Here is a 24,478-nt window from a genome sequence, read left to right as displayed (position 1 = left end):
CCCCCGCGCCCCTCCCGCACCCGCCCTCTCGCCCCTCCTCTCCTCCCTCCCGCCCCCTTTCGCGGATGAACCCGATCGGGCTCACCCAGCGCGCGCCCGGCATGTCGGCGACGGAGGGTGATCGAAAGGGTGCAGTCGGACACCAGTGGCTGCCGTGGAGCGAAGGGCCCCCCGCATGCAGCCGTCCAGACGCCGCATACGCCCGCGCCGTGTGGCCGCGCTGGCCACGGTGACCGTTCTGACGCTGGCGGTCAGCACCTCCGCCGGCACCGGACACCTGACGGCCGGCTCCGCCACGGCGGGCTCCGCGGCACTGGCCCGCTCCACGGCCCTCGGCCCCTGCACGATCAACGGCCGGCCGAACGTCCAGATGGGGGAAGGGATTCCGACCGCCCCCGGTTACGCCCGCTCCACCGGCACCCTGCGGGCTCTGACCCTGATGGTCGACTTCTCCGACGCGCCCGGCAAGGGCAGCGCCCTCGACCGGTACAACGAGTTCTTCCCGAAGACGCAGCACTGGTTCCGCACCGCCTCCTACGGCCGCCTCGACTACCGCCCCAAGGCCCCCGTCCGGCACTGGCTGCGGATGCCGAAGCCCTTCAAGGCGTACGGGATAGAACGTGGCGCGCCCTTCGACCCCGGGTACCGCGAACTGGTCCAGGACATCGTGGCCACGGCCGATCCCGAGGTCGACTTCCGGTCGTACGACATCCTGAACGTGCTGGTCACACCGAATGCCGGGCCCTCCGCGCTGGACACCGTGCTGTCCGTGACGTTCGCCGGCAACACCGAGGCACCGGTCGCGGACGGCGTCCCGGTCGCCAACGCGTCCTTCGTCTACAGCCGCCAGGACGACGGCTCGGGCTCCTACGCCGACACCGGCTACCGCGTGCTGCCGCACGAGAACGGCCACACCTTCGGTCTGCCCGACCTCTACACCCAGGACGGCGGCGGCGCGGTCGGGCACTGGGACATCATGAGCGAGGACTGGGGGGCCGACAACGATCTGCTCGGCTGGCACAAGTGGAAGCTCGGCTGGCTCGACGCCTCCCAGATCGGCTGCGCGGCGGCGCGCGGCACCAGCGCGTACACGCTGACCCCGATGGCCCGGCGGGGCGGAGCCAAGCTCGTCGTCATACCCGTCGGCAACCGGAGCGCGTACGTCCTCGAACTGCGCACCCGCGCGGGCAACGACTCCGCCGTCTGCCGTCCCGGCATCCTCGTCTACAGGGTCGACACGGACGTCGACACCGGGAACGGGCCCATCACGGTGTACGACTCCCACCCCGACAGCGGCGGGTGCACCCGTTCCCCCAACGTCCAGGCGGAGCTCTCCGACGCACCCTTCTCCCCCGGTGAGACCTTCAAGGCCGCCAAGGCGGGAATCACCGTCCAGGTCGCGTCGGAGGACGCGGCGGGGAAGTATCGGGTGTACGTGACACGCCGCTGACCACCGGGCGGGCAAGCGCTGTTGCCGTGGCCCTTCCGGGATCCGCCGCACGGCGGCTCATCCGGGACCCGCCGCACGGTGACTCTTCTGAGAGCCCCATCGGAGAGCCCATGTCATCAAGCTCCATGCCGTCGAGCCCCGGGGCCTCGCGCCCCATGCCGTCGCCGTCGCAGGGCGCGGCGTCGAGCCCCGCACCGGCAGGGACGGGCAGCGGTTCCGCGCCCACGGGGGCCGAGGTGCCTGGCGAGGCGGTCACCCCGCTGATCCGCGGGATCGCCGTGCTGCGGAGGCTGACCGAGGCGGACGGGACGGCCAGTCTGAGCGGACTCGAACGGGCCACCGGGCTCGCGCGGTCCACCGTCGACCGGATCACGGCGACCCTCGCACGCATGGGATACGTACGCCTCGACGGCCGGGACGCCGTGCTCACTCCTCGCCTGATGGAACTCGGCAACGCCTATCTCGCCGCTCTCCGGCTTCCCCGCGTTCTGGACGCGTACGCCGACGCGCTCGCCGACGAACTCGACGAGTCGGTGTCCCTCGCCGTCTGTGACCGGGACGGCATCCGCTTCATCCATCAGGCGACCCGGCGCCGCGCCATGTCCCTGAGCTTCCGCATCGGCGATCTGCTCCCCGCCGAACGCACCGCGCCCGGGGCGCTGTTCGCGTCCGAGTGGAGCGAGGAGGAGTGGGGACACTGGCGCGAGCGCCGCACGGCCGACCCGGAGGACCGCGGCTTCCCGGCCGTGCCGGCGCGGAGCAGACCGTACGACGGAGGGCCGGACACCTCCGCCCGTCCCGCCGCCCAACGCCCCACCGTCGGCGACGACTTCGAGCAGCGGGCGGCGGAAGCGGACCGATCGGGCTGGGCGTCGGACGACCAGCTGATCGAACCGGGCCTCGTCGCCGTCTCGATGCCCGTACGGGAGGCGGGGCGGATCGCCTGCGTGGTGAACGTGGTGAGCCATACGAGCCGGCACAGTGCTGCCGGACTGCGGGAGGCGCTGCTGCCGCGCCTGCGGACGGCCGTGGCAGAGATGGAACGGGCGCTGGCGCTGGACGCCAGGGACTCACTGAACGCACCGAACGCACCGAACGCACCGGCCCGGGAACCGGCGCCGGAGCGGAGCGCGGGACCGGCGCGGAGCGGAGCGCAGGCCGAAGCGATCGAGCCGGGCGGCACGACAGGCACGGACGGCGCAGGCAAACCGGAGAGCGCGGGGGGCACGGGCCCGGAGACCGCGAAAGGCCCGGAAAGCACGGGAGGCACGGGAAGTACGGGAGGCACGGGAGGCGCGGGAGGCGCGGGAGGCGCGGGAGGCGCGGGAGGCGCGGGAGGCGCGGGAGGCGCGGGAGGCGCGGGAGGCGCGGGAGGCGCGGGAGGCGCGGCGGCCGCGGGGACGGTCACCGCCCCCTCCGGGCTCGCCGACTGGACCGGCGCCTCCAAGCAGGAGCTGGGGCGGGAGTTCGTCGAGTCGCTGGCGCGGGGCCTGACCGTGATCACGGCCTTCGGCGAGGGCCGCGCCGAACTGACCCTCACCGCGGTGGCCCGGGCGACCGGACTCGCCCGCGCGACCGCTCGGCGTGCCCTGATCACGCTGGAACACCTCGGATACGTCACCACGCACGACCGCGTGTTCCGGCTCACCCCGCGCGTCCTGGGCCTCGGCTTCCCACCACTCTCACGGACCGCACTCCCCGAGATCGCGGCCCCGTACCTGACCGATCTCTCCCAGCGGCTGCAGGACTCGGTGTCGCTCGCGGTGCTGGCGGGCGCCGAGATCCAGTACACCGGGCACGTCTCCACCCGCGGCATCATGAGCGTCGACGTCACCGTCGGCACCCGGCTGCCCGCGTACGCCACCTCCCTGGGCCGAGCGATCCTGGCCGATCTTCCGGAAGCCCGCGCGATGGACACACTGGCCGACGGCGCACCCGGGGCCGTCACCGGGCGGACCGTCACGGACCCGGAGCTGTTCAGAGCCGAACTGGACCGGGTCAGGACGGCCGGATACGCCCTGGTCGAGGGAGAGTTGGAGCAGGGACTGCGGTCCATCGCCGTTCCGGTGCGCGAACGCGGCGGACGGGTCGTGGCCGCGGTGAGCGTCGCCATGCACAGCAGCCGCCGTACCACCGAGGCGTGCGTACGCGACGTACTGTCCGAACTCCGCGCGACGGCGGCCCGCATCGAGGCGGACCTGCACATCGCGGGCCGCTTCCGCCGGGTGCAGCCGAACTGAGTACCCCTTCAACCAGCGGCACCGCCACGGGAGTCACCACCGTGGCGTGAAGATGATCTGCGCGCCGAGGCCCCGTTGACAGATGGAAAAGCAGGTTTCTAGCGTCGCTTGCGGCAGGACGAACAGCAGCCGAACGACAAGGAGCGTCCGGGTGGTCGCGTCGTGGTGAGGCAGGAGAGGTCCGAGCGAACCAGGCGCAGCCTGATCCGGGCCGCCTCGACGGTGTTCGACCAGGCCGGCTACGAACGGGCCACCTTGTCCGCGATCAGTGATCACGCGCAGGTCACCAAGGGCGCCCTGTTCTTCCACTTCGCGGCCAAGACCGATCTGGCCCGTGCCGTCCAGGCGGAGGCCTGTGCCACGTCGGGCGCCGCACTCGCGAAGCTGGCGCGGCGCGAGACTCCGGCGTTCGAGACGGCGACCGCCATGGCCCACGCCCTCGTGGGCCTCCTCGAGACCGACATGACCGTCCGCGCGGGCGCACGCCTGACGCAGGAGATCAAAACCCCGGACGACCCGTCGCTGCACTGCCACTTCAACTGGCTCGGCGCCCTGCACGGAATCCTGGGCCGGGCCCGCAACGACGGCTCGCTGCTCCCCGACGTCGATGTACGTGCCGCCGCCGCGCTGATGCTGTCCATGATCACCGGCACGACGGCCCTGCCCCGCCTCCCCGCGGACACCCGCTCCCTCTCCCACCGCGAGTCGGGCAGCCTGTGGCTGACCCGCATGCTCCACCTGACCCGCCCGGCCCTCTCGAACCTCCCACCCGACTGACCGACGCCCCGCCCTTCGACCACCCGGCCCAACCCCACCCCACCTGCACGAACGGGAACCTTCCCAGCCTCCACCCGGGATCCGCACGCCTTCGTGGGATCTGTCGAAAACCCCCGAAGCCCAGGTCAGCGCCTTGGCGCGCAGAGCCACCAAACGGCCCACCCTGGTTTTCAAAACGCCCCAGCCTGTGCGCACCGACCGGTCGACGGACCGCCCGTCGCGAGCGAAAGACTCCAGGGCTCCCCGCCCGGATCACCCTCTTGTCCCGAGGCCTTCCCTCGCCCCGAGCACCCCGAGTTGCTTCAGCTGCCCCCTTCAGGGTCGACATGGGGCCCCTCGTTCATCACCAGGTTCAGGCGATTGTGGACGGGTACGTCCCGGGACGGCATTCCTCTCCGATGTGGCCCTGGAGAGGAACGCCGTTCGTGCCGCTACGGCTGTTCGATCAGGTACCTGACGAAGTCCACGAGGAACTCGCCGTACTGGAGAGCCGATCCGATGGCTTCCAGCCTCGCGTACTGCTCGGCCGAGAGCGAGGCGTCAGGAGCGCATCTGATTGCTCTCAGCAGTGTCCGGAACGCCAGGTCCGGGTTGCAGTGGGTCGCGCAGTCCGTGAGGGCCGCCCGGACCTCGGCAGGCAGGAACCGTGCGGCACCGATCTCGGCGACGACCGCGTCGAGGCAGGGCATGCCGTCCTCGATGTCCGCCCCCGTGAGCGGGCGCACATCGGTGTTCGCCGACAGCCGCGCGTCGCACAGGGCGACGACCGTCCGAGTCCACTCGGCTCCTCCCCCCAGGCGTTCGAAGGTCGGCAAGTACTGCGAACCGGCGTCCCACAACACCTCCAGCGTCGGCGAAGGAAGGCTGCCGAAAGACCGCGCGTCGCGGCGTATCGCCAAGACCTCGTCGTCGACCGACGCCGCGAGCTGCTTGGCGACGACGTCGGCGGCCGTGTCCCCGTCATGGATCCAGTCCTGGTGGAAGCGGCCCATCACCGTCGACACACCGAAATCGAATGGCGTGAAGCGTGGCATCGCGTCCCGCCTCCTCACTTTGGAAAGCACGTCTGTACGTAGAAACCGGCTTTGTGTCCTGAGGCTCGCACGAGCTTGATGTAGTACTTGTTTCCGGCGACCGTCCAGCTCCCGTCAGGGAAGTACGTCTTGCCCAGGGAGTTCCTCGCACCGAAGTGATCCTCCCAGTCCAGGTCTGGCGTCCTGGTCTTGGTGAGCCAGTTCTTGATTCTGTTGGCGTTGTTGGCCAACGCGTAGTCGACGACCTGCTGGGCGGTCTGCTGGTCGATGAACAGGCTGTTGGGTACGGTCTGTCCGCGCAGCGCCGTCTTCTCGATGGCCAGGTCCACGGCTTTCTGAACACTGACGAGCCCGGCCGTGTGCTCGTCGAGTGTGTGGGCCAGCCTGGGGTATTTCCTCGCGTCGGCCACGAGGTCGTTGCAGTTGTGGACCAGGACCGGGCTATCACCCGCCACGGTGTAGAAGGTGTGCAGGCCGGAGACGGTCAGGTCGTACACCGTCCGGGACCTCGCCTCGCGCCGTTCGGCCAGTGCAGCCACAGTGCGTTCGCCGTCCGGGGTGCGCAGGGCGTTTCCGGGTCGAAGTCCTGAGGCCAGGGTCCAGCCGTGGCCGGTCACGAAGAACCGGTGTCCAGGTGTGCTGGTGAGGCGGCCGCCGTCCGCCAATGTCACGTCGACCAGGACTCCGTCCAAGTAGCGTGCGTGAGATGCAGTCACGCTCCCGTCGGCTGCGACTGTCAGGTGAGGTAAGTTCCGGCGCCGGAGTGGTGAGTACGGCAGCATCCGTGGCGAGCAGGCACCCTCTACGCCTGGCCGGGCGGCTCCGTCGCCCGAGCCAAGATCACCCATGCGCTCGCCGCCCGAGCCGGTGCGCACATCTCTCCGCCCTCGGATCAGGCACCACCCGCTACACTGACCGCGATGGCTACGCCCTCACGGGCTGCCACCACGACCTGTCGCCAAGCAAGCCTGAGCGGTCCGCCCATCCCGGCAGACTTTCAGACACGTTTTCCGACAGATCCCGCGCCTTCGTAGCTCAGGGGATAGAGCACCGCTCTCCTAAAGCGGGTGTCGCAGGTTCGAATCCTGCCGGGGGCACCAGTTCAGAGGGGTCTCACATACGGATTTCCGTATGTGAGACCCCTCTGACATCCAGATCTGACATCAACGGCGACGGTCACTGACGACCGGGCCGCTTCCTGAGCAGCCGGTCCATGTGGCTCATGGCCTCGCGCTGGGTGTCCTGCACGACGTGCGTGTACACGTCCATGGTGATGCTGATCTGCGAGTGTCCGAGGATCTCCATCACGACTCGGGGCGCGACTCCGGCCGCCGTGAGAAGAGTGGCCGTTCCGTGCCGAGCGTCATGCAGCCGAATCACGCGAAGGCCGGCGGACTCGGCGACACGGGTGAAGGAGCGGTAGACGTTCCGCGGCTCGACCTGACGCCCGGTGCGAGTGGTGAAGACGTATCCCGACTCGTGCCACTGCTCCCCCGCCTTGACGCGGGCGACCGACTGCCGCATGCGATGCCAGCGCAGCGGAGCGATGCAGAGCGCGGGCAGCGGAACGACACGGCGTCGACGGCTCTTGGGATCGTCGTCGTAGAGGACACCGCGACGGCGCTGAGACTGCTGGCGGACGTAAAGGACCCGGTTGTCCAGGTCGAGATCCGACCAACGGAGGCCGATGATCTCGCCCCGGCGGAGCCCCATGGCGATGGCAAGCACGAAGGCCGCGTAGAGCGGATCTCGTCGAGAGGCCGCGAGGAAGTCCAACGTCTCGTCCAGCGTCCAGGGCTTCAGCTCCCTGTTGTCCGTACGGGGCGGCTCGACGAGTTTGGCGACGTTACGCGCGATCAGCTCCTCGCGGCAGGCCGAGGACAGAGCGGAACGCAGCACTCGGTGGGACTCCTTGGCCGTTGCCGCGGTGGTCTCCTTCTCCATCCGAATGAGGAAGCGACGGACGTCCGCGACGCCGAAGGATTCGAGCCGCTTCGAGCCGAGCAGCGGCACGAGGTAGAGCCGGACGTGCGCCTCGTACTTGTCGTACGTGCTGAGCTTCAGTCGAGGCCTGATCACGTTCTCCAGCCAGTACGGCAGCCACTCGGAGAGCTTGGCCGACCGGGTGGGCACGGGCACGCCCTGGTCGACCTTGGCGAGCAGCTCGCGCCGCTTGGTGTCGCACTCGGCCCACGTCTTGCCGTAGGCGAACTTGCGGGCCCGGGTGCCGTCCGGCTGGAGCACGTAGACCGCGCACTGAAAGCGGCCGTCCTTGCGCTTGGTGATCGTGCCCGCCCCGTTGGGGTTCCGCTTGCGCTGGCTGGCCATCAGGCAGCCTCCTCGATCTGGCCGAGGACGAAGTCCCGTACGGCGTCGGCGGGGATGCGGCGAGCACCATCAATCTTGATCGATACCAGGCGGCGCGAGCGGATCAGGTCGTAGACCTTGGAGCGTCCGAGCTTGAGCCGAGCCATGACGTCCGGCACGGTCAGCAGCTCAGCGGTGGCGGTGGTCATGCTGCGGCTCCTTCCAGGGCGAGCAGGTCGCGTAAGGCTTCACGGGCGGTTTCGCGGTTGTGCTGGAGGTCGCGGGCGATCGATGCCGCGAGGGCGGACTCGCCAGGGGTGTGGCCGTGGCCGGCGTACTGCCAGTCGGCGAGGACGAGCACGGTGTCCGGCTCGCGGTCCTCGAGGCCGAGGGCTTCCCGTTCCTGCGCCGCACGGAAGTCGGCGCGGGTCTGACGGAGCTCCCCGAGGGTGGTCGAGTAGCGGCGGGACTTGGAGGAGAAGTGGCCGCGGAAGCCGAGCATGTGTGCCCAGGCCCACAGCCGCCGGTCCGGGTAGAGCGGATCAAGTGCCCGCGCGAGCGCGGGCTGGCCCTTGGGCTTTGGCCCCTCTGCGCCTTCGGCGCCGGGGCCAAGCCCCGGGCCGCAGCGAGTGCGGGCCCGAATCGAGAACCGTAAACACGCTGATGGGCCGGTTGGCTCCGAGACTTTAGGCAGCCACCATGGGGCGAGCCTCGAAGATCATGGCCCCAACGTCGTGCTTTAACGGGCAGGTCCACAGACTGCCCGACTCGCCGGAAGCTCAAGGGGCCATGATCACTCGCCCCATGGCAGCTCCCGCCCAAAGTCTCGGAGCCAACCTCTCACCGTCTTCGAGCGGCGGCGTCGTTGGTGAGCGCCCTCACCTGCGCATATGCGATCCCTGGCTATCCATGCAGACCCCCACTAGAGGTAGCCTTCCAGTCCGATCGATGCCCCCTGGAGGCTCCCCGTGCACGCCACCGTTTTCCTGCTGCGGAGCGCGCTGGGCCTTGGTGCCGGTCTGGTGATCACGTGGGAACTGAACCGCCAGGCTTCGGGACCGGGCTGGAGGAAGCCGCGGGTCTTCGCTGCTGCGGCGGCTGGGCTACTCGCCGCGCTGCTGGCCGCCTACGCCTAGAGCGTGTCTCTTTGACGGGTTGATCAGTTGATCGGATGCGTCTGTCCGGTTGGTGATCACTGATGCGATGTGGGCCCGGATTGAGCCGCTGATGCCGGCCCGTGGACGATGAGTCGGTTCTGCTCGCCGTCGAAGATGTCGGCCAGGACGTTGGCCTCCGGTCGGTGCCCGTCGAAGAGACCTTGCTGGTCGACGTGCACGATCAGGATGTCGTGGCTGTCGATCACCTCAGAGATGCCCCGGGTCTCGATCGTGTCCGACCACGCGTCCAGGTTCCGGCCGAACCACTCCGGCAGGCCGCACGGCTCGCTCACCGCGTCCCAGAAGTCGTTGAGTGTCTCGATCAGCCGACCGCGCAGGTCAACAATCAGCTCGCTGTCCGTCATCGCAGCAGCCTAACCACCCTCACCACAATCACTCACCGTCAAAGAGAAAGGCTCTAGAGGGCACCAGTCGACGTGCCCCTCCCGTGCCCGTTCGGTCGGGAAACAGCGGGGAGTCACGGGCACTGGCGGACACCGGGCATGAGAACGGACCCTGACCGATTTGCCTGGTCCGAGTCCGTTTCTGCTGGCGGTGGGTGTGGGATTTGAACCCACGGTGACTCGCGCCACGACGGTTTTCAAGACCGCTTACGAGCTTGACTCACCCATTGAGACCCCGCCGACCTTGTGGAGCCTGGTGGCAGCACGACTCGGCGTGAACCGGGGAAGAGCGTACGTGCGGTCACGGCCTCACGAAGCCATGTGAGCGGTGACGTAGAACCACGCCCCAAGGGATAGGAGGAGCACCTCGGCTATGCCGCTGGCCAGTCGCTTGCTGCTGACCGCTGGAGTGCCGCTCGCGCTGCTGCGGCATACGTCGGTGAGGTCTGTCATCATCTGCCGGCCGAGGGGCCCGGCAGGCCAGCCCGTGTAGGCGTCCAGTCGGACCGTGGGGCCGCTGTGCAATGCGAGTCGAGGGCCCTGGCCAGGTAGCCACGTCACGTCGGCGATGTCGCTGTAGGGGATGTGCCACCTGGAGAAGCGGTTCCTGACCGTCAGCGCGGTCGGGCCTGCGTTGATGTAGGCACACAGACCGAGACGCCATACGTAGTAGGACCCCATCCCCGCGAGCGTGCAGAAGGCGAGGCGCTGCCACGCTTCCAAGTGCCAGACCTCCCGGAGCAATTCGGCACAAAGAGCCAACCACAGGATCAGTACGACGATCCAGCAGACCGTCCTGCCCACTCGCCTGGATGCGACGGCCATGCCCTGGCCGCCAGTCACCACTTGCGACATATGTCCTGTCCCCCCTCAGCCCCACGCGGATGAGGATCTTAGGCGTCGTTGCTGATGGTGGAGGCACTGTCCGGTGAGCCATCCCCGCAGTCATGGCAAGACCGCTGCCACGGCGACCACGCGACACAATCTCACCGCGCCAGGTCGAGAGGCCGGCGCGGCCTGACATCAGCGGCTGACACCAACAGACGCGAACAGCGACGACCAACCCCAGACCTAAGCGGATGCCCGACCGAAGCGCAGGGCCGGTTGGTCACTGTCGAAAGTCACCCGTCATTGACCTGATAAAGATGAGGCCAGACCTCAAAGCCCTTGTGCCTCGCGGGGCGCTGTCCTGAACCGATGGACAGCGCCCCGCGACGCCCTGCGGACCGAAGGGGCACTTGGGGTCAGACGCCCCAGGTGCCCTGGTTCACGGCGCAGGTCCAGCCGGTGCCGTGGAGGGCGAACTTCACCTTGTAGCTGTGGGTGTTGAGCAGGTGTGTCTGCACCTTCACGCCGAGGCTGCTGCTCGGCTTGAGGGTCCCCGTGTACACGGAGACCGTCATCGACGTCTTGTTGGTGACCCGGCCGTTCTTGGGCGTGGCCGTGCCGAAGCGGATGTTCGCGACGTCCGTGACGGTGAGCGTGACCTTCGTGAAGCTCTTGGTCGTGCTCTTGTTCTTGATCCCGAAGTACAGACCGCCGTTGGTCACCCAACCGTGCGAGTCGACGTAGAACCTCGCCGGGTAGACGAGGCTGACCGGGCAGCCGGTGCTCGTCGTAGCCGGGGTCGCGGCCGATGCCGTGCCGGCGAGACCGAGCTGGGTGGCGGTGACGAGCCCTGCGGCGGCGAGAACGGCCGCGGCGGCGCGCATGCGATGCATCGTGGAGAGACTCCCCCTCTGACTGGCCCGACCTGACGGGCCGTAGGCGGAAAGAGTGCCATCCCCGGCACCCGGGCGCGCGTGCCTGCCGGGGTTCGGCAGTGGTTGTTACGGCAGTAGTACAAACCGCCTCAGCACTCCGCGTGGCCGCTAGGCGACGCATGACCACACGGAACCTGTCCCCTTGCATGGTGGTGGGTCCACGCATTTCCTCCCGTGGGGCCGCAGCCTGCCGGGTAGAGCCGCCCGTCTCAGTTCCCGTCTCATTCAGCCCCATTCAGGACCGTTCACACGGGACCGTCAGCAGGTGTTGCCGCCCGCGCCAGCCGCCCATGAACGCAGGTGAACGACCCCGGAGGCAGCCCACGAGGCCACCAACACAGTTGGAAAGCGTGTTGGCCAGGTGATGAGGGGGGTGGGGTCTGCGGCCTGCAACATAGTCCCGAGGTGGCTCCCGGGGACCTTTGTGCCCACCCCCCTTGACCGCGGACCTCGAAGGTTCTCTGACCGGTCTCATCCCGCCAGGCAAGCTAACAGGGGGGACTGACAACGGGGGTGAGAGCCGGGAGTCGCGGTACGGCAGCCAAGTACAGCAACCCGAGGAACAGGCAGCCCCCGCACTGGCCATCACGGGGCGCCAAGCAACCTGTCTGACCGTCTCCGCCCCGTCGCCCTAGAGCTACGGATCAGAGGGTTCTGACATCCACGGCTGACATCAACGACGCCGGACAGGGGTGGACACCGACAACCCTGTACGGCCGTCGCGCCAGTTGACTACGGCGTCCGAAGCCGGATTGAACCGAACTCCTAAAGCGGGTGTCGCAGGTTCGAATCCTGCCGGGGGCACATGGGAAAAGGCCCCGGACCGATCATGGTCCGGGGCCTTTGACGGCAGCGATTGACGGCAGTCGCCTCTCAGGCGGCGGGCCGACGGCGCTTGAGCAGCCGGTCCATGTGGCTGATCGCCTCCCGCTGGGTGTCGTGCACGACGTGCGTGTACACGTCCATCGTGATGCTGATCCGGCTGCGCCCCAGGATCTCCATGATGACCCTGGGGGCGACGCCGGCCGCTGCCCTCTTGTCGTAGCAGGCGGCGACGGCCCGAGCGGCAGAGTCCTACTTCAGTGCGACCCCGTCCCCCGCCGCCGTCGCCGAGCTGGTCGTGCCCGTTCCCGCGAAGTGCCAGCGCCAGGTGCCTGCGGCGTTCGCCGTGGTCGTCGTCTTCAGCTTGCCGGTGCTGTCGGTGGTCACCGTCTTGACGGTGGTGTACGTCGAGGCACCGGACTTCTTGAACTGGAGGGCGACCTTTTGCCCGGCGAAGCCGACGTAGGTGTTGGTGTTCCAGTCGGCCCGGGTCAGCGCGCCGGTCACCGTCAGTGTTTTGCCCTTGGCGACCGGTTCGGGCGTCGCCTGGGTCGTCGCCAGCTTGGCGAAGCGCTTGACCTTCGTCGTGGCGCTGCTGTCGAGCGTGTAGTAGTCGCCGTCGTAGCCACGGGCCTCCAGATCGAGGTGCCACGTGCCGGCCGAGCTGTTGCGGAGGTCGGCGTAGTCGGTACGGTCGGACTCCAGGCCGTACGACCAGGTGCACTTCATGGTCGTCCGCGTGGGGCGCGTGCACGTGGACGACTTCGCGTACAGGATGCGGTTGTCGGAGCTCACCAGCTTGAGGCCGACCATGCCCCAGATGCCGGATTCGTCCTTGGCGGTGGCGGCGACGGTCAGCGTCTGGGGCTCACTGATGCCAACGTTGACGGTGCTCTTGCTGAAGGCCACCGAGGTGAAGGCGATGTCGCCGTTGTGTTCGTCCGCCTGCGCGGTGGGCGCGAAGAGAGCGAGCAGCGCCAGGCTGCCGACGGTGGCGGCCGTAGCCGTGCGAATGTGCATGGTTCTCCAGGAACAGCAGGAACGGGAGCCGGATCCTCAGACTCCGGATGTGCAGATGACCGTCAACACGGGGGATTGGTTGTACGTACACCTCAAGTTGTTATGGACGTGTCCCCTGCGCAGCCGAAGGAGCGGTGGACCCAAGCACGCCAGTAGCCGCTCAACGTGCATCGCCACCCTGCCGGACCAGGCTTGCGCGCCCGCCTTTACACTCCGCACACCTGTTGTTCATCCCCCCGTCATGGATCAAGACGGTGGGGCCTGCCCTGTGGGGGTTTCATGCGCAAGCTTGCCGTCGGCATTCTGCTGCCGTGTGCGGTGGCACTCTCAGCTCTGACCGCTCCGGCCGCCGAGGCCGTGAACGGGAACGGGGATCTGAAGATCACGAAGGTGTCGATCAACGGTGGCAAGCCCGTCGTGGTCGGCACCACGACGGAGAAGACCTTCATCCTGGCGATCACCGCCACGGACAGCTCCGGGATCCTCGGGGCCTACTCCGACGTCTGGGCCAGGGCCACCGCCACGGGCTTCGGTTACCACGACAACCTGGGCTGCAAGGCCGTCAACGCCACCACCGCCACCTGCTCGATGAAGTACGTGATGGACCCGGGCTTCTACGGGACGGGGCTGGAGAACGCGCAGGCGGGGGCCTGGCAGACGTACCTGCAGATCAGCTCCAAGGACCACGACGGCGTGACGCGGAACAACCAGGACCAGTTCTTCGTCAAGCGGTACGCCAAGCTCACGACCGACGCCTCGCCCGAACCGGTGCGCAGGGGCGCGACCCTGACCGTGACAGGCAAGCTCAGCCGGGCCAACTGGGACGACAACCTGTATCACGGCTACTCCACCCAGCCGGTGAAGCTGCAGTTCCGCAAGGCGGGTTCCAGCACCTACACCACGGTCAAGACCGTCACCACAAGCAGCACGGGCGCCCTGAGGACCACCGTTACCGCCGCCTCGGACGGCTACTGGCGCTACGCCTTCGCGGGCACCACCACGACAGCGTCCGCCAACGCCGCCGGCGACTACGTCGACACCAAGTAGTCAGCGGACGTCGACACGGCGCGTCGATGGGCCTGGCCGTCAGCCGATCGGACTGAAGTCGGGTCATCTCCGGGTCGGCCGCCCGGAGCGAGATCGTTCACGAAATCCCGGTCGAGCGGTAGCCCGGCTCAGTCCCGCAGGTGCGGCCAGCCGTCCAGGTTGGAGTAGCTCTCGAAGCAGTACCGGGTCGGGTGGTCCCACTCCTTCCCGGTAACAAGCCCGTATGCCTCATCCGGCACAGCAGCCACTTCCCGTCGCACTCGGCAGTGATGTACGGGGCGAATTCGCCGACGTCGAAGAAGACGCTTTCCCATACTGCCTGCCCTGCGGCAACGACAGCGCAACGGGCGTACAGGAAGCCGTCGGCGGACTGCGGGAAGGGCTCGCCGTTCCGGTCCGTCGTATCGGCAACGGGAAGCGTCCCGAACTTCTCTTGGTCCAGGCGGTAAAGAGCCTCGGCATGTCGTTCCGCGAAGCCGATGATGTCGGGGACGGAACGGCGGCTCAGCTCCTCGGCCAGGCGCCGGCAACTCGCCGGTGCGGCTTTGCCGTTCAGGGTGGCCATCAGCGCCCAGAAGGCGGCCCATGCCATGGCCACTGGCGCAGGATGCCAGAGCGGTCTGGCATCCACGGCCGACATCGACGAGGCCGGACGGCGGCATACGCCAGCACCCTCGCACGACCGTCGGACCTGGCGACGGCGGCACCAGGGGTGGATGTCGATCGAACCCCTGAAGCGGGTGTCGCGGGTTCGAATCCTGCCGGGGGCACAGCATGAAGGGCCGGCTCAGGAGGGGTTTCCTCCCAGGCCGGCCCTTTGCCGTTTCAGGCGCCGTGCCACTCGCGTGCCACTACGCCCTGAGCCTGCCACTGCCCTATGGCACTCCCCCGGCCGTGCCTAGCATGTGGAGGTGGACGACATACAGGTTCCCGACTCCCTTGTGGCCCTGCAATCCGCTGCCTACGCGGCTCGCGTGTCCATGGCTGACCATGTCCGAGCGAACGGGCCGGTCCGCGACTGGACCGACGGGACGCGGGCCGAGGCGGCCCGCCTGCAGCAGACACTCGAGTCGGCGGAGACCGCCCTCCGGGAAGCCTTCGAAGCGAGCGACTTGCTGCGCGTACACAGCAGACACGCCCTGCGCCGATCCCTCAGGAGAGCAGCGGCCCCTCCTGCCCCCCTTCCCTAGAAGCGCGTTTCCCTTCCGCGCGGGCTGCGCCGACGTGCGTCCTGGAGAGGGTTGGCCGGCGGCATGAGGTCAGAACACGTCGCGGCTGGGGCGGTCGGCCGGAAGCCTATGATCAGGCCACCGGTACGAAGGGGGCGGGCGATGGACAGCCGAGCGTGGAAGTGCGCGCTGATATTGGCCCCGGTGGTGCTGGCGGTGTCCTCGTGCGTGGGATGGGGTGGCTATCCGCCTGCGAAGAACGTCCACGAATCTCAGCTCGTAGGCACCTGGCGCGCCCGGAAGTGTGGCACCACGGTGACCTTGAAGCCGGGCGGATCGGCGTCCGCCACCGGCATCCCCACCGAGATGGAACTCAGCGGCAAGGTCACGCAGAGGGTCGGCGGGGACGGCACCTGGAGGATCGACGAGTTCAGCGGTGAGCAGCAACTCGAAGTGGCCGTGGGCAACGAATACATCCCGTTCGGCCTTTACCGGGACAAGGGGCGTTTGCTGGTGGGTCTGACCGTAGGGGACCCCGACGACATGAACTGGTGCATCCTGACCAGACACTCGAAGACGGCAACCGATTCCCCGACCGCCGTACAGCAATGAAGCACGACCGCCCGGTCGACCGCCTCGGCCAGGATCCGGAGTCTCCACCGAGAACCCGGAGGGCACGGCAGCGGCTTCCCGCGCTTCCCGGCGGGAGTCAGGGAGCGGTGGGCGGCCCGGATTGCACGAGTCCCGACCGGTAGGCCGCGACGACGAGTTGGGCTCGGTCGCGGGCGTGGAGTTTGGTCATCGCGCGTTGGATGTGGGTGCGGACGGTCAATGGGCTGAGGTGGAGCTCGTCGGCGATGTCCGCGTTGGACATACCGTGCGCGGCCATGATCATCACTTCTCGTTCGCGTGCGGTGAGGGAGCCGATCTGTTCCGGCAGCTCCGTGTCGGCGGCCGGCTCGGGTGTGATCAGGAAGCGGCTCACGAGCATCTTGGTGGCGGCCGGGGACAGGAGCGCGTCGCCGTCCGCGACGGTGCGGATCGCGTCGAGGAGGGCGTCGGCCGTGACGTCCTTGCCGAGGAACCCGCTCGCTCCGGCGCGCAGCGCGCGGGCGACGTACTCGTCGGTCTCGAACGTGGTGAGGATGAGGATGCGGACGTCCGAGAGGGTGGGGTCGGCGCAGATGGCGGTCGTGGCGGTCAGGCCGTCGGTGCCGGGCATGCGGATGTCCATGATCACGATGTCGGGGTGGAGTGTCCCGGCGAGGGTGACGGCTTCCGCGCCGTCGGACGCCTCCCCGACGACTTCCAGGTCGTCGGCGGAGTTGATCAGGATGCGGAAGGTGTCCCGGAGAAGGGCGTGATCGTCGGCGAGGAGCACTCGGATGGTCATGGGGTTCCCGGATCAGAAGTGGAGAGGGAGCTCGGCGAGGGCCGTGTAGCCGCCGTCGGGGCGGGGGCCCGCGGTGAACCGGCCTCCGGTGGAGAGGGCGCGTTCGCGCATGCTGATGAGTCCGAACCCGGAGTTCACGGCCGTCGGGGCTGCTGTGTCCGGGTGTCCTCGCTTGTTGCTGATCTCGATCTTCAGTACGTCGTCCGTATAGGTAAGTGTCACCTGTGCCGTGGGGGTGCCGGCGTGCTTGGAGACGTTGGTGAGTGCCTCTTGGATGATCCGGAAGGCGGTCAGGTCCACCGCGGGGGAGAGCGGCCGGGTCTCCCCCTCGGTCGTGACGGAGACATCGAGTCCGGCGGTCGCGAGGGCCGCCACCATGGTGGGGAGCTGCTCGAGTTTCGGGGCCGGCTGGAGGGGTGAATCGGAGTCTTCGGGGCGGCGCAGCAGCCCTACCGTCGCCTTCAGTTCGCGCAGGGCGGTGGCGGTCGTGCCGCTCAGGCCGGTGAGCAGTCGCTCCGCCTGTTCGGGGTCGTTGCGGATGAGGTGCGCGGCGGTGGCCGCCTGGGCGTTGGCGAGGGTGAGGTGGTGGGCCACGACGTCGTGGAGTTCGCGGGCGATGCGTACGCGTTCCTCCGCGACCCGGCGCAGCGCTTCCTCCTCGCGGGTGTGTTCCGCGTGTTCGGCGCGGGCCCGCAGCGAGTCGGTGAACGCGCGGCGCAGCCGCAGGGCGGAGCCCCAGGCGACGGGGAGGAGCAGTGCCAGAGCCGGGTTCAGCGTCACGATGACGAAGCCGGCGAAGCGGGGTGCCTGCACGAGCGCGACGGGGACCATGACCACGACCACGCCGAGACCGAAGAGGTGGGCGGTCCGGCGCTCGTCGAGGAGTGCGAGCCAGAACAGCGCCACCATGACGGGGGCGAGCAGCAGCATGGTGGGGAGGTAGCCGACGCTCACCGCGGCGACGGCGCAGACCCCTGTGACGACGACGACCGGACGAGGACGGGTCCGCCGCCACAGCAGGGCGGCGGTGGCGATGGCCCCCAGGACCAGCCCCGGCCACCAGGCGATCGGTTCCCGCGCGTCCCATGTGCCGAGGAAGCTCGCCGAGACCACGCAGGCGAGCACGAAGGTCAGCAGCGCCGCATCCACGACGTGCGGGTGGTTCAGGGCAAAGCGGCGGGCGGCGCTGGGCATCGCGGTCTCCGGTTGCGGTGACTGTGGGGTCCATGGTGAAGCATCAGTCGGTGAAGGCCGGTGAGGGCCGGTGAGGGCCGCTCGACGTCGTCGGGCGGCCCTCACCGGGGTGTGCTCAGATTCCGGCGGTTTCCCGTGGCTTCTCGTGGGGCTGTGCCGCGGGGGTGTCGCCGTGGGTGAGCGCCTCGCCTTCGATGTCGACGCGGGGGAGCATGCGGTCGAGCCATCGGGGCAGCCACCAGGCCCGGTGGCCGAGGAGGGCCAGGACGGCGGGCACGAAGGCCATGCGGATGACGAAGGCGTCGAAGAGGACGGCGATGGCGAGACCGAAGCCGATCATCTTGATCATCGATTCCCCGGCGGTGATGAAGCCGGAGAACACGCTCATCATGATCAGCGCCGCCGCGACGACGACGCGCGCGCTGTGGCCGAACCCGGTGACCATGGCGCGGCCCGGGGTCTGTCCGTGGACGTAGGCCTCCCGCATGCGGGACACGAGGAAGACCTGGTAGTCCATGGCCAGGCCGAAGACGATGCCGACGAGGAAGATCGGCATCATGCTCATGATCGGGCCGGTCTGCTCGACGCCGAGGAGGTCCGCGGCCCAGCCCCACTGGAACACCGCGACGACCGCGCCCAGCGAGGCCAGGACGGACAGGAGGAACCCGACGGCCGCCTTGACGGGCACCAGGACGGAGCGGAAGACGATGAGCAGGAGCAGGAAGGCCAGCCCGACCACGACGGCCAGGTAGGGGATCAGTGCGCTCTGCATCTTCTGCGCGACGTCGATGTTGGATGCCGTCGTCCCGGTGACCTGGAACGTCGCGTCCGTCGCCGTTTCCAGCCCCGGGCGCTCGCCTCGGATGGTGTGGACGAGGTTCTTCGTCTCCTCGCTGGTGGGCGAGGTGGACGGCGTGGCGGAGATGATCGCGGTGTCCCCGGCCTGGTTGAAGCGCGGCTCGGACACGGACACGACGCCGTCCGTCGAAGCGATCTTCTTCGCGATGGTGTCCACCGCGCCCGCCGCGTCGGGGGCGCCCTGGGCGTCGACCACGATGGTCAGCGGACCGTTGAAGCCGGGACCGAAACCGTCCGCGAGGGCGTCGTAGGCACGTCGTTCGGTGGTGGAGGTGGACTTGGCCTCGTCGCCGGACATGCCCAGCTGAAGATCGGCCACCGGCAGGGCGAGCACTCCGAGACCGACGACGGAGAGCAGGAGGACCGGCAGCGGGCGGCACAGCACGAAGCGGGCCCACTTCGACTCCTTGGTGGCGGCTGTGCCGGTGGCGGTCGTGAGGTGCGTCTCGTCGACGTCGCCGGTCTTGCGGTTCCGGCGGCGCAGACGCCGGGGCAGGACCGCGTTCGGCCAGAAACCGAGCAGCGCCGGAACCAGTGTCAGCGCGATGACCACGGACAGCAGGACCGCTCCGGCGGCCGCCAGCCCCATCTTGGTCAGCATCGGGACGCCGACGACCGAGAGTCCCGCGAGTGCGACGACGACGGTGAGCCCGGCGAAGACGACGGCGGAGCCGGCGGTACCGGTGGCCCGGCCGGCTGCTTCCTGCGGAGCGTGTCCCTTGCCCCGCTCTTCCCTGTACCGGGAGACGATGAACATCGCGTAGTCGATCCCGACCGCGAGGCCCAGCATGGTGGCCAGGGTCCCCGTCGAGGACGACAGGCCGAAGGCGCTGCTCAGGGCCAGGATGGCGAACATGCTGGTGGCCACGCCGATGACGGCGGTCAGCAGGGGCAGCCCGGCCGCGGCCATGGATCCGAAGGTCACCAGCAGGACGAGCGCGGCCACCAGCACACCCGCCGCCTCGCCCACGCCGCCGGCCTCCGTCTGCGCGGCCAGGGCGTTGCCGCCGGTCTCGACGGTGAGGCCGGCCTGCCTCGCCTCGCCCAGGGCCTTCCGGAGCTCGTTCTTGCTGCCGTCGGAGAGGTCCTTCACCTTGTAGGTGACGGTCGTGTAGGCGGTGCTGCCGTCCTTGCTGACCGAGTTCGCCCGGAACGGGTCCACCGCGCTCGCGACCTCGCTGCCGTGGGCGGCCTCGGCGACCGTCTTCTCGATGGCCTCGCGGTTGCCGGCGGCCGTGACCTTCTGCCCGTCCGGCGCGACGAAGACGATGCGCTCGCTCGCCCCGTCGGCCGCGGTTCCGGGAAAGCGCTCGCCGATGAGGTCGAAGGCCTTCTGGGATTCGATTCCCGGCATCGACGACGCGTCGTCGGAGCCGGAAGCGGCGGTCAGGCCCTTGAAGCCGACGGCGGCCACGACGGCCACCCACAGCAACAGGACCCAGCGGCGCTTCCGGAAGGCCGTCCGGCCCAGCCGGTAGAGGAAGGACGCCATGACAGAAGATCTCCACATCTGGTCTCGGGAATCTTCCACAAGGCTCCGGGACCAGCGCTGTTCCGTCGTCGTGCAGCTGCTGGCAATCCGCTCTACTGCACTCGCACTACTCCGGTCCGCCGGATCGATGCCGGAGAAGGACCGACGCCCCTGGAGACGCGGCGTGCCACCCTGCCCCGTCGCTCTCCGTGCCCGGACGTCGACGCCCCGTCGCGACCGGAGAACGTGCCGCTGGTGGGTGGGCGAATCCTGGACCGCCGTGATCGCCATGTACTGCTCTTCGGCACTGATCTTTCTTGCCGTGGCCGGAGCCCAGCGACTGCGGCGGAGGCCCTAGCGACCGCGGCGGAGGCCCTAGCGACCGCGGCGGCCCTTCGCGCGCTGGGGGTAGGGGAACAGTCGCGGGCGGCGCTTGGCGGCGACGTCCTCGATCCAGCCGAAGAGCAGGATCGCCAGGCAGATCAGCGGAACGGCGATCACCAGCGGGGTCCACTGGCTCGCCAGCAGCCACTGCGCGTGGTCGTAGAAGAAGGTGTTGCTCCACAGCGGGTCGATCAGCGGCTCGGTCAGCACCAGCGCGAAGGAGTGCCACAGGTAGACGGTGACCGCGCGGGAGTTGAGGAGGCTGATCACGCCGTTGAACCGCTCCAGCGGCTTGGGCCACTGCTCCCAGGAGGGGCTCAGGTGGAGCAGCAGCAGCACCGCGCCGAACGACCAGATCGCCTGGGCGACCGGCACCGCTTCCAGGTCGTGCCCGATCCGCGGGTTGTCCACCGGCGAGCGCATCAGCCACCAGTAGCCGAAGGCGAGCACCAGCGGGGCTACGGACGGCACGACGTACTGCGGGATCCTGCGGAGCAGCCCCTCCTGATGGGCCATGCCGAGCAGCCAGCAGGAGCCGAACGTGGTGAAGTCGGTGGCGGCCTCCATCAGCCGGCCGGACTGGTCGACCAGGCCGGAGTTGATGAAGAACGCGAGCGCCAGCGGCACCAGCAGGGTGACCCAGGGCAGCTTCCGCATCGCCTTGAGCAGGAGCGGCGACAGCAGGACGTACCAGAGGTAGGCGCGCAGGTACCACAGCGGCACACAGATCTGTTCGGCCCAGGAAGCCGGCAGGTGCCCGCCGAAGGTGTGCAGCGAGGCCCCGAACGGCGGCTCGCTGAGCGGCAGGACCCAGTAGGCCATTTCGCCCCACCACCAGTTGGGGTGGTGGTCGTAGCCCGGCCCCCAGCCCTCCAGGACCATCAGCGGCACCACGACCGCGCCGAACAGCCACAGCGGCGGCAGCAGACGGCGCAGCCGGCCGCGGATCACGCTCAGCGCCGGCCGGCCGAGGGACCGCGCCATCAGCGACCCGGCCAGCGCGAACATGACCCCCATGGAGGGGAAGACGATCGGCAGCCAGGTCCAGCTGAAGTTGTGGTAGATCACCACACGGACCAGGGCGAGTGCCCGCAGCAGGTCGAGGTAGCGGTCACGGCCGGGCTTGCGCGCGGGCTCCGGGGCGGCCTCCTCGGGCACCGGGGCGCGCTGCGCGGAAACCCCGGCGGGGTCCATCACCCTGAGGGCGACGGTGTCGTAATGGCCCTGGGTGCCGAAGGCACCTCGCTCCGCGGTGCTCATGAAGTCGTTCCCCCCGTTGTGAACTCGAGCCCCACTTCGCCGGTGCGCCGCAGCTTCTGCCAGCGCAGCCGGCCCCCGGTCAGCGCGGTGATGGCGGACTGCAGCAGCACCATGTACATGAGCACCCGGTAGACCACCTGCTGGGCGGGCAGCGTGATCAGGTGCCACGCCTTCTCCTTGTCCAGGCGGAAGGACCAATAGGCGCAGACGGCCTGCAGGGCCATCACGGCGAACCAGGCGGCCAGGGTCCTGTACGCGTCGACGAAGACCACGCCGTAGACCATGCCGATGTCGATGGCGGGCGCGAGCAGCGGCGTGACCACCATGAACAGGGCGACGAACGGCAGACCCACCCGGCCGAAGTGGCCGGCCGGGCCGCGCTCCAGCACCGCGTGCCGGTGCTTCCACATCGCCTGCATGGTGCCGTAGCTCCAGCGGTACCGCTGCGACCACAGCTGCTTCATGCTGACGGGCGCCTCGGTCCAGGCACGGGCGTCCTCGGCGTAGACGACCCTCCAGCCGGCCCGGTGCAGGGCCATGGTCACGTCGGTGTCCTCGGCGAGCGTGTCGTCGCTCATGCCGCCCGCCTGCTCCAGCGCGGAGCGGCGGAAGCCGCCCACGGCGCCGGGGATGGTCGGCATGCAGTTGAGGACGTCGTACATCCGGCGGTCGAGGTTGAAGCCCATCACGTACTCGATGTGCTGCCAGGCGCCGATCAGCGTGTCGCGGTTGCCGACCTTGGCGTTGCCGGCGACCGCGCCGACGCGCGGGTCGGCGAAGGGCTGCACCAGTTCCCGGACGGTGGACGGTTCGAAGACCGTGTCGCCGTCCATCATGACGATCAGGTCGTACGAGGCCGCGGCCACACCGGTGTTGAGGGCGGTCGGCTTGCCGCTGTTCGGCTGCCGGATCAGCCGGACCATCGGCAGGGCGAGCTCCTCCACGATGGCGGACGTGTCGTCGGTCGACCCGTCGTCGACCACGATCACTTCGATGGGGTAGTCGCTCGCGGCCAGGGAGAGCAGGGTGTTGGTGATGCACTCCTGCTCGTTGTACGCGGGCACCACCACGGTGACCGGTTCGGTGACCGGGTCGCCCCAGGAGAAGCCCTTCCTGCGGGTGCGCCGCACGTGGACGGCCGAGAGCACCAGCATCAGCGCGAACCGCAGCATGACCAGCACGCCGATGACCGCGAGCAGGCCGACGAGCCACGGCAGCAGCCACACCGAGAAGGTGGTGCACCACAGGAACGCCTTGCCGACCCACAGGTTGTAGCTGGTGACCTTGGTGTTGGCGGAACCGGTGCCGAGCGCCTGGGCGGTGGTCTTGAAGGTGTAGCCCTGGGCCTTGAGCTTGTCGATGATGACCGGCAGCGCGGCCAGCGTCTGCGCACGGTTGCCGCCCGCGTCGTGCAGCAGGATCATCTCGCCCTGGCCGGGGAGGTCGGGCATGGCGGACTTGACGATGGCGTCCACGCCGGGGCGCTTCCAGTCGTCGGTGTCCTTGTTGATGAAGGCGGTCAGGTACCCCTCCGACCCGGCCTGCTTGGTCACCGGCCACGACCAGTCGTCCAGCGCGTCCACGGTGGAGGAGTAGGGCGGGCGGAACAGGCTGGAGTGGATGCCGGCGACGCCGGCCAGCGCGAGCTGGGTCTCGCCGAGCTCCCAGGTGAGCCTGCTGCCGGTGTGCAGTGCCAGGTCGGGGTGGGTGAAGGTGTGGAGGCCGATCTCGTGGCCCTCGGCCACGATCCGGCGGATCAGCGCCGGATTGCGGGCGACCATCGAGCCGGTGACGAAGAAGTCCGCGCGGATGTTCTCCTTCTTCAGCACCTCGAGGATCTTCGGCGTCCACTGGGCGGACGGCCCGTCGTCGAAGGAGAGCACGACGGTCTTGTCCGGGATCGTGTAGCTGACCGGCTTGCCGTTCTTGTCACCGCGTGCGTCGACGACCGGGCCGCCCTCCAGCACGCTGGTCGGAACGGTGCTCTTGTCCACCGAGACGGCGATCTTGTCGTCGTGGAAGACCTCGTTGTTGGCCATGCCCCGGAGCACCATCAGCGCCAGCAGGGTCGCCAGTACGGTCACCGGCAGGAAGAAGCGCAGGGGCGGTGCGACGAGCCGACGCGGCCGCGCGATGGACTGCCGGGGACGTTGGTGGCGGGACATGGACTTCCTGGTCGGTCGCGTCTGGGCTACTGCGCGGCGGCGGTCACGGCGCTCGACGCCGCCGTGCCGGGCGCCGTCGTAGCGGTGACCGGCGCGGTGGCGCCGGGAGTGGTCGCCGGGGTGACCGGCGCGGTGGTGCCGGCAGTGGCCGCCGGGACGACGGACGCGGTGGCGTCGAGTGGGGCCGCCGGGGTGACGGACGCGGTGGCGTCGGGGGTGGCCACCGCGGCGACGGCGCTCTGTGCGGGTTCGGCGGCGCCGGGAGCCGCGGGCAGCGGCGCGTTCAGGTACTGGCTGGGCGGCGTGGTGTCCGCGGTGCGGGGGACGGTGAGCGCGGGCGCCTGCGACTGGGTTCCGACCAGGCCCGAGATCATCGCCGCCACGCATCCGGTGCAGATGACGCCCACCAGCCAGCCGAGACCGCGCAGACGGCGGCCGCGCAGACCGGACTGGTCCACGAAGACGGGAGCAGGCTCGACCTCCGTGGAGGTACTGGTCATCGAGGGCCTCGAGCCTTCCTTGTGCCATTTCTGCCGGTTCGACTCCGCCGAAGGCAGTGAGTG

The 24,478-nt window shown here is 69.1% G+C and carries 20 protein-coding genes, 2 tRNA genes and 3 pseudogenes; 7 read left to right on the top strand and 18 right to left on the bottom strand.

Annotated features, from left to right (window positions below; translation table 11 throughout):
* Positions 1 to 175 precede the first annotated feature (175 nt).
* From ACH4S8_RS22140 to ACH4S8_RS22130, 3 genes are all read left to right on the top strand, one after another.
* On the top strand, positions 176 to 1,450 hold the full coding sequence (locus ACH4S8_RS22140) for a M6 family metalloprotease domain-containing protein (protein ID WP_398396520.1): 1,275 nt from the start codon (positions 176 to 178) through the stop codon (positions 1,448 to 1,450).
* A gap of 236 nt (positions 1,451 to 1,686) precedes the next feature.
* On the top strand, positions 1,687 to 3,690 hold the full coding sequence (locus ACH4S8_RS22135; protein ID WP_398396518.1) for an IclR family transcriptional regulator C-terminal domain-containing protein: 2,004 nt from the start codon (positions 1,687 to 1,689) through the stop codon (positions 3,688 to 3,690).
* Positions 3,691 to 3,798: 108 nt separating this feature from the next.
* Entirely contained in the window at positions 3,799 to 4,467 is a 669-nt protein-coding gene (locus tag ACH4S8_RS22130; protein WP_398396516.1) for a ScbR family autoregulator-binding transcription factor, read from the top strand.
* Positions 4,468 to 4,898: 431 nt separating this feature from the next.
* Here the strand turns inward: ACH4S8_RS22130 and ACH4S8_RS22125 are convergent, their stop codons facing one another.
* Both ACH4S8_RS22125 and ACH4S8_RS22120 read right to left on the bottom strand, forming a co-directional pair.
* Positions 4,899 to 5,501: a hypothetical protein gene (locus ACH4S8_RS22125; RefSeq protein WP_398396513.1), complete on the bottom strand. Its 603-nt coding sequence runs from the start codon at positions 5,499 to 5,501 to the stop codon at positions 4,899 to 4,901.
* A gap of 14 nt (positions 5,502 to 5,515) precedes the next feature.
* Entirely contained in the window at positions 5,516 to 6,217 is a 702-nt protein-coding gene (locus ACH4S8_RS22120; RefSeq protein WP_398396511.1) for an RNase A-like domain-containing protein, read from the bottom strand.
* A gap of 308 nt (positions 6,218 to 6,525) precedes the next feature.
* Between ACH4S8_RS22120 and ACH4S8_RS22115 the strand changes: the two genes are divergently transcribed.
* Positions 6,526 to 6,601: transfer RNA gene (locus tag ACH4S8_RS22115), tRNA-Arg, on the top strand.
* A gap of 76 nt (positions 6,602 to 6,677) precedes the next feature.
* Here the strand turns inward: ACH4S8_RS22115 and ACH4S8_RS22110 are convergent.
* The 3 genes and pseudogenes from ACH4S8_RS22110 to ACH4S8_RS22100 form a co-directional block, all read right to left on the bottom strand.
* A complete protein-coding gene (locus ACH4S8_RS22110; RefSeq protein WP_398396509.1) occupies positions 6,678 to 7,829 on the bottom strand; it encodes a tyrosine-type recombinase/integrase in 1,152 nt (383 codons plus the stop codon).
* Positions 7,829 to 8,017, bottom strand: coding sequence for a helix-turn-helix domain-containing protein (locus ACH4S8_RS22105; RefSeq protein ID WP_356469394.1), 189 nt, complete (start codon positions 8,015 to 8,017; stop codon positions 7,829 to 7,831). Before ACH4S8_RS22105 ends, ACH4S8_RS22110 begins: the two co-directional genes overlap by 1 nt.
* Positions 8,014 to 8,361 (bottom strand): annotated as a pseudogene (locus ACH4S8_RS22100) (replication initiator); the annotation flags it as partial. The pseudogene ACH4S8_RS22100 and the gene ACH4S8_RS22105, both read right to left, overlap by 4 nt.
* Positions 8,362 to 8,776: 415 nt before the next feature.
* On the opposite strand from ACH4S8_RS22100, the gene ACH4S8_RS22095 reads away from it, so the two are divergent.
* Complete coding sequence (locus ACH4S8_RS22095) at positions 8,777 to 8,944, top strand: hypothetical protein (protein ID WP_328670591.1); 168 nt, start codon at positions 8,777 to 8,779, stop codon at positions 8,942 to 8,944.
* 101 nt (positions 8,945 to 9,045) lie between these two features.
* Here the strand turns inward: ACH4S8_RS22095 and ACH4S8_RS22090 are convergent.
* The 6 genes and pseudogenes from ACH4S8_RS22090 to ACH4S8_RS22065 all read right to left on the bottom strand — a co-directional run.
* Positions 9,046 to 9,330, bottom strand: a pseudogene (locus ACH4S8_RS22090) (barstar family protein); the annotation flags it as partial.
* Between the two features lie 185 nt (positions 9,331 to 9,515).
* Positions 9,516 to 9,594 (bottom strand) — tRNA-OTHER (locus ACH4S8_RS22085).
* Between the two features lie 84 nt (positions 9,595 to 9,678).
* The gene (locus ACH4S8_RS22080; RefSeq protein WP_398396506.1) at positions 9,679 to 10,224 is read right to left on the bottom strand and encodes a hypothetical protein; all 546 of its coding nucleotides are present in this window, start codon (positions 10,222 to 10,224) and stop codon (positions 9,679 to 9,681) included.
* A gap of 389 nt (positions 10,225 to 10,613) precedes the next feature.
* The gene (locus ACH4S8_RS22075) at positions 10,614 to 11,081 is read right to left on the bottom strand and encodes a hypothetical protein (RefSeq protein ID WP_389404258.1); all 468 of its coding nucleotides are present in this window, start codon (positions 11,079 to 11,081) and stop codon (positions 10,614 to 10,616) included.
* Between the two features lie 924 nt (positions 11,082 to 12,005).
* Positions 12,006 to 12,164 (bottom strand): annotated as a pseudogene (locus ACH4S8_RS22070) (site-specific integrase); the annotation flags it as partial.
* Between the two features lie 42 nt (positions 12,165 to 12,206).
* The gene (locus ACH4S8_RS22065) at positions 12,207 to 12,974 is read right to left on the bottom strand and encodes a calcium-binding protein (protein WP_398396503.1); all 768 of its coding nucleotides are present in this window, start codon (positions 12,972 to 12,974) and stop codon (positions 12,207 to 12,209) included.
* Positions 12,975 to 13,253: 279 nt separating this feature from the next.
* Here ACH4S8_RS22065 and ACH4S8_RS22060 point away from each other — a divergent pair, with 279 nt between their 5' ends.
* Positions 13,254 to 14,021: a calcium-binding protein gene (locus tag ACH4S8_RS22060; protein WP_398396501.1), complete on the top strand. Its 768-nt coding sequence runs from the start codon at positions 13,254 to 13,256 to the stop codon at positions 14,019 to 14,021.
* Between the two features lie 97 nt (positions 14,022 to 14,118).
* Here the strand turns inward: ACH4S8_RS22060 and ACH4S8_RS22055 are convergent, their stop codons facing one another.
* Positions 14,119 to 14,613, bottom strand: coding sequence for a DUF4240 domain-containing protein (locus ACH4S8_RS22055; protein WP_398396717.1), 495 nt, complete (start codon positions 14,611 to 14,613; stop codon positions 14,119 to 14,121).
* Between the two features lie 739 nt (positions 14,614 to 15,352).
* Here ACH4S8_RS22055 and ACH4S8_RS22050 point away from each other — a divergent pair.
* A complete protein-coding gene (locus ACH4S8_RS22050) occupies positions 15,353 to 15,802 on the top strand; it encodes a hypothetical protein (RefSeq protein WP_398396499.1) in 450 nt (149 codons plus the stop codon).
* A 97-nt stretch (positions 15,803 to 15,899) separates the two neighbouring features.
* On the opposite strand, the gene ACH4S8_RS22045 is transcribed toward ACH4S8_RS22050, so the two are convergent.
* The 6 genes from ACH4S8_RS22045 to ACH4S8_RS22020 form a co-directional block, all read right to left on the bottom strand.
* A complete protein-coding gene (locus ACH4S8_RS22045) occupies positions 15,900 to 16,583 on the bottom strand; it encodes a response regulator (protein WP_398396497.1) in 684 nt (227 codons plus the stop codon).
* A 12-nt stretch (positions 16,584 to 16,595) separates the two neighbouring features.
* Positions 16,596 to 17,777, bottom strand: a complete 1,182-nt coding sequence (locus tag ACH4S8_RS22040; protein ID WP_398396494.1) for a sensor histidine kinase — start codon at positions 17,775 to 17,777, stop codon at positions 16,596 to 16,598.
* 115 nt (positions 17,778 to 17,892) lie between these two features.
* Entirely contained in the window at positions 17,893 to 20,127 is a 2,235-nt protein-coding gene (locus ACH4S8_RS22035; protein ID WP_398396492.1) for an MMPL family transporter, read from the bottom strand.
* Positions 20,128 to 20,481: 354 nt separating this feature from the next.
* Entirely contained in the window at positions 20,482 to 21,750 is a 1,269-nt protein-coding gene (locus ACH4S8_RS22030; protein WP_398396490.1) for an acyltransferase, read from the bottom strand.
* On the bottom strand, positions 21,747 to 23,915 hold the full coding sequence (locus ACH4S8_RS22025) for a bifunctional polysaccharide deacetylase/glycosyltransferase family 2 protein (protein WP_398396488.1): 2,169 nt from the start codon (positions 23,913 to 23,915) through the stop codon (positions 21,747 to 21,749). Before ACH4S8_RS22025 ends, ACH4S8_RS22030 begins: the two co-directional genes overlap by 4 nt.
* Positions 23,916 to 23,941: 26 nt before the next feature.
* Positions 23,942 to 24,415, bottom strand: a complete 474-nt coding sequence (locus ACH4S8_RS22020) for a hypothetical protein (RefSeq protein ID WP_398396486.1) — start codon at positions 24,413 to 24,415, stop codon at positions 23,942 to 23,944.
* Positions 24,416 to 24,478 lie beyond the last annotated feature (63 nt).

Origin of the sequence: Streptomyces sp. NPDC021080, from assembly GCF_044333225.1 — a bacterium.
Classification (GTDB): domain Bacteria; phylum Actinomycetota; class Actinomycetes; order Streptomycetales; family Streptomycetaceae; genus Streptomyces.
This window is presented reverse-complemented; position numbering and strand designations above follow the sequence as displayed.

Coding starts and splice junctions, on each gene's coding strand:
- ACH4S8_RS22105 (WP_356469394.1), bottom strand. CDS start 8,017: ATGACCACCGCCACCGCTGAGCTGCTGACCGTGCCGGACGTCATGGCT.
- ACH4S8_RS22025 (WP_398396488.1), bottom strand. CDS start 23,915: ATGTCCCGCCACCAACGTCCCCGGCAGTCCATCGCGCGGCCGCGTCGG.
- ACH4S8_RS22110 (WP_398396509.1), bottom strand. CDS start 7,829: ATGGCCAGCCAGCGCAAGCGGAACCCCAACGGGGCGGGCACGATCACC.
- ACH4S8_RS22075 (WP_389404258.1), bottom strand. CDS start 11,081: ATGCGCGCCGCCGCGGCCGTTCTCGCCGCCGCAGGGCTCGTCACCGCC.
- ACH4S8_RS22140 (WP_398396520.1), top strand. CDS start 176: ATGCAGCCGTCCAGACGCCGCATACGCCCGCGCCGTGTGGCCGCGCTG.
- ACH4S8_RS22065 (WP_398396503.1), bottom strand. CDS start 12,974: ATGCACATTCGCACGGCTACGGCCGCCACCGTCGGCAGCCTGGCGCTG.
- ACH4S8_RS22055 (WP_398396717.1), bottom strand. CDS start 14,613: ATGGCATGGGCCGCCTTCTGGGCGCTGATGGCCACCCTGAACGGCAAA.
- ACH4S8_RS22035 (WP_398396492.1), bottom strand. CDS start 20,127: ATGGCGTCCTTCCTCTACCGGCTGGGCCGGACGGCCTTCCGGAAGCGC.
- ACH4S8_RS22045 (WP_398396497.1), bottom strand. CDS start 16,583: ATGACCATCCGAGTGCTCCTCGCCGACGATCACGCCCTTCTCCGGGAC.
- ACH4S8_RS22020 (WP_398396486.1), bottom strand. CDS start 24,415: ATGACCAGTACCTCCACGGAGGTCGAGCCTGCTCCCGTCTTCGTGGAC.
- ACH4S8_RS22040 (WP_398396494.1), bottom strand. CDS start 17,777: ATGCCCAGCGCCGCCCGCCGCTTTGCCCTGAACCACCCGCACGTCGTG.
- ACH4S8_RS22060 (WP_398396501.1), top strand. CDS start 13,254: ATGCGCAAGCTTGCCGTCGGCATTCTGCTGCCGTGTGCGGTGGCACTC.
- ACH4S8_RS22030 (WP_398396490.1), bottom strand. CDS start 21,750: ATGAGCACCGCGGAGCGAGGTGCCTTCGGCACCCAGGGCCATTACGAC.
- ACH4S8_RS22050 (WP_398396499.1), top strand. CDS start 15,353: ATGGACAGCCGAGCGTGGAAGTGCGCGCTGATATTGGCCCCGGTGGTG.
- ACH4S8_RS22080 (WP_398396506.1), bottom strand. CDS start 10,224: ATGTCGCAAGTGGTGACTGGCGGCCAGGGCATGGCCGTCGCATCCAGG.
- ACH4S8_RS22125 (WP_398396513.1), bottom strand. CDS start 5,501: ATGCCACGCTTCACGCCATTCGATTTCGGTGTGTCGACGGTGATGGGC.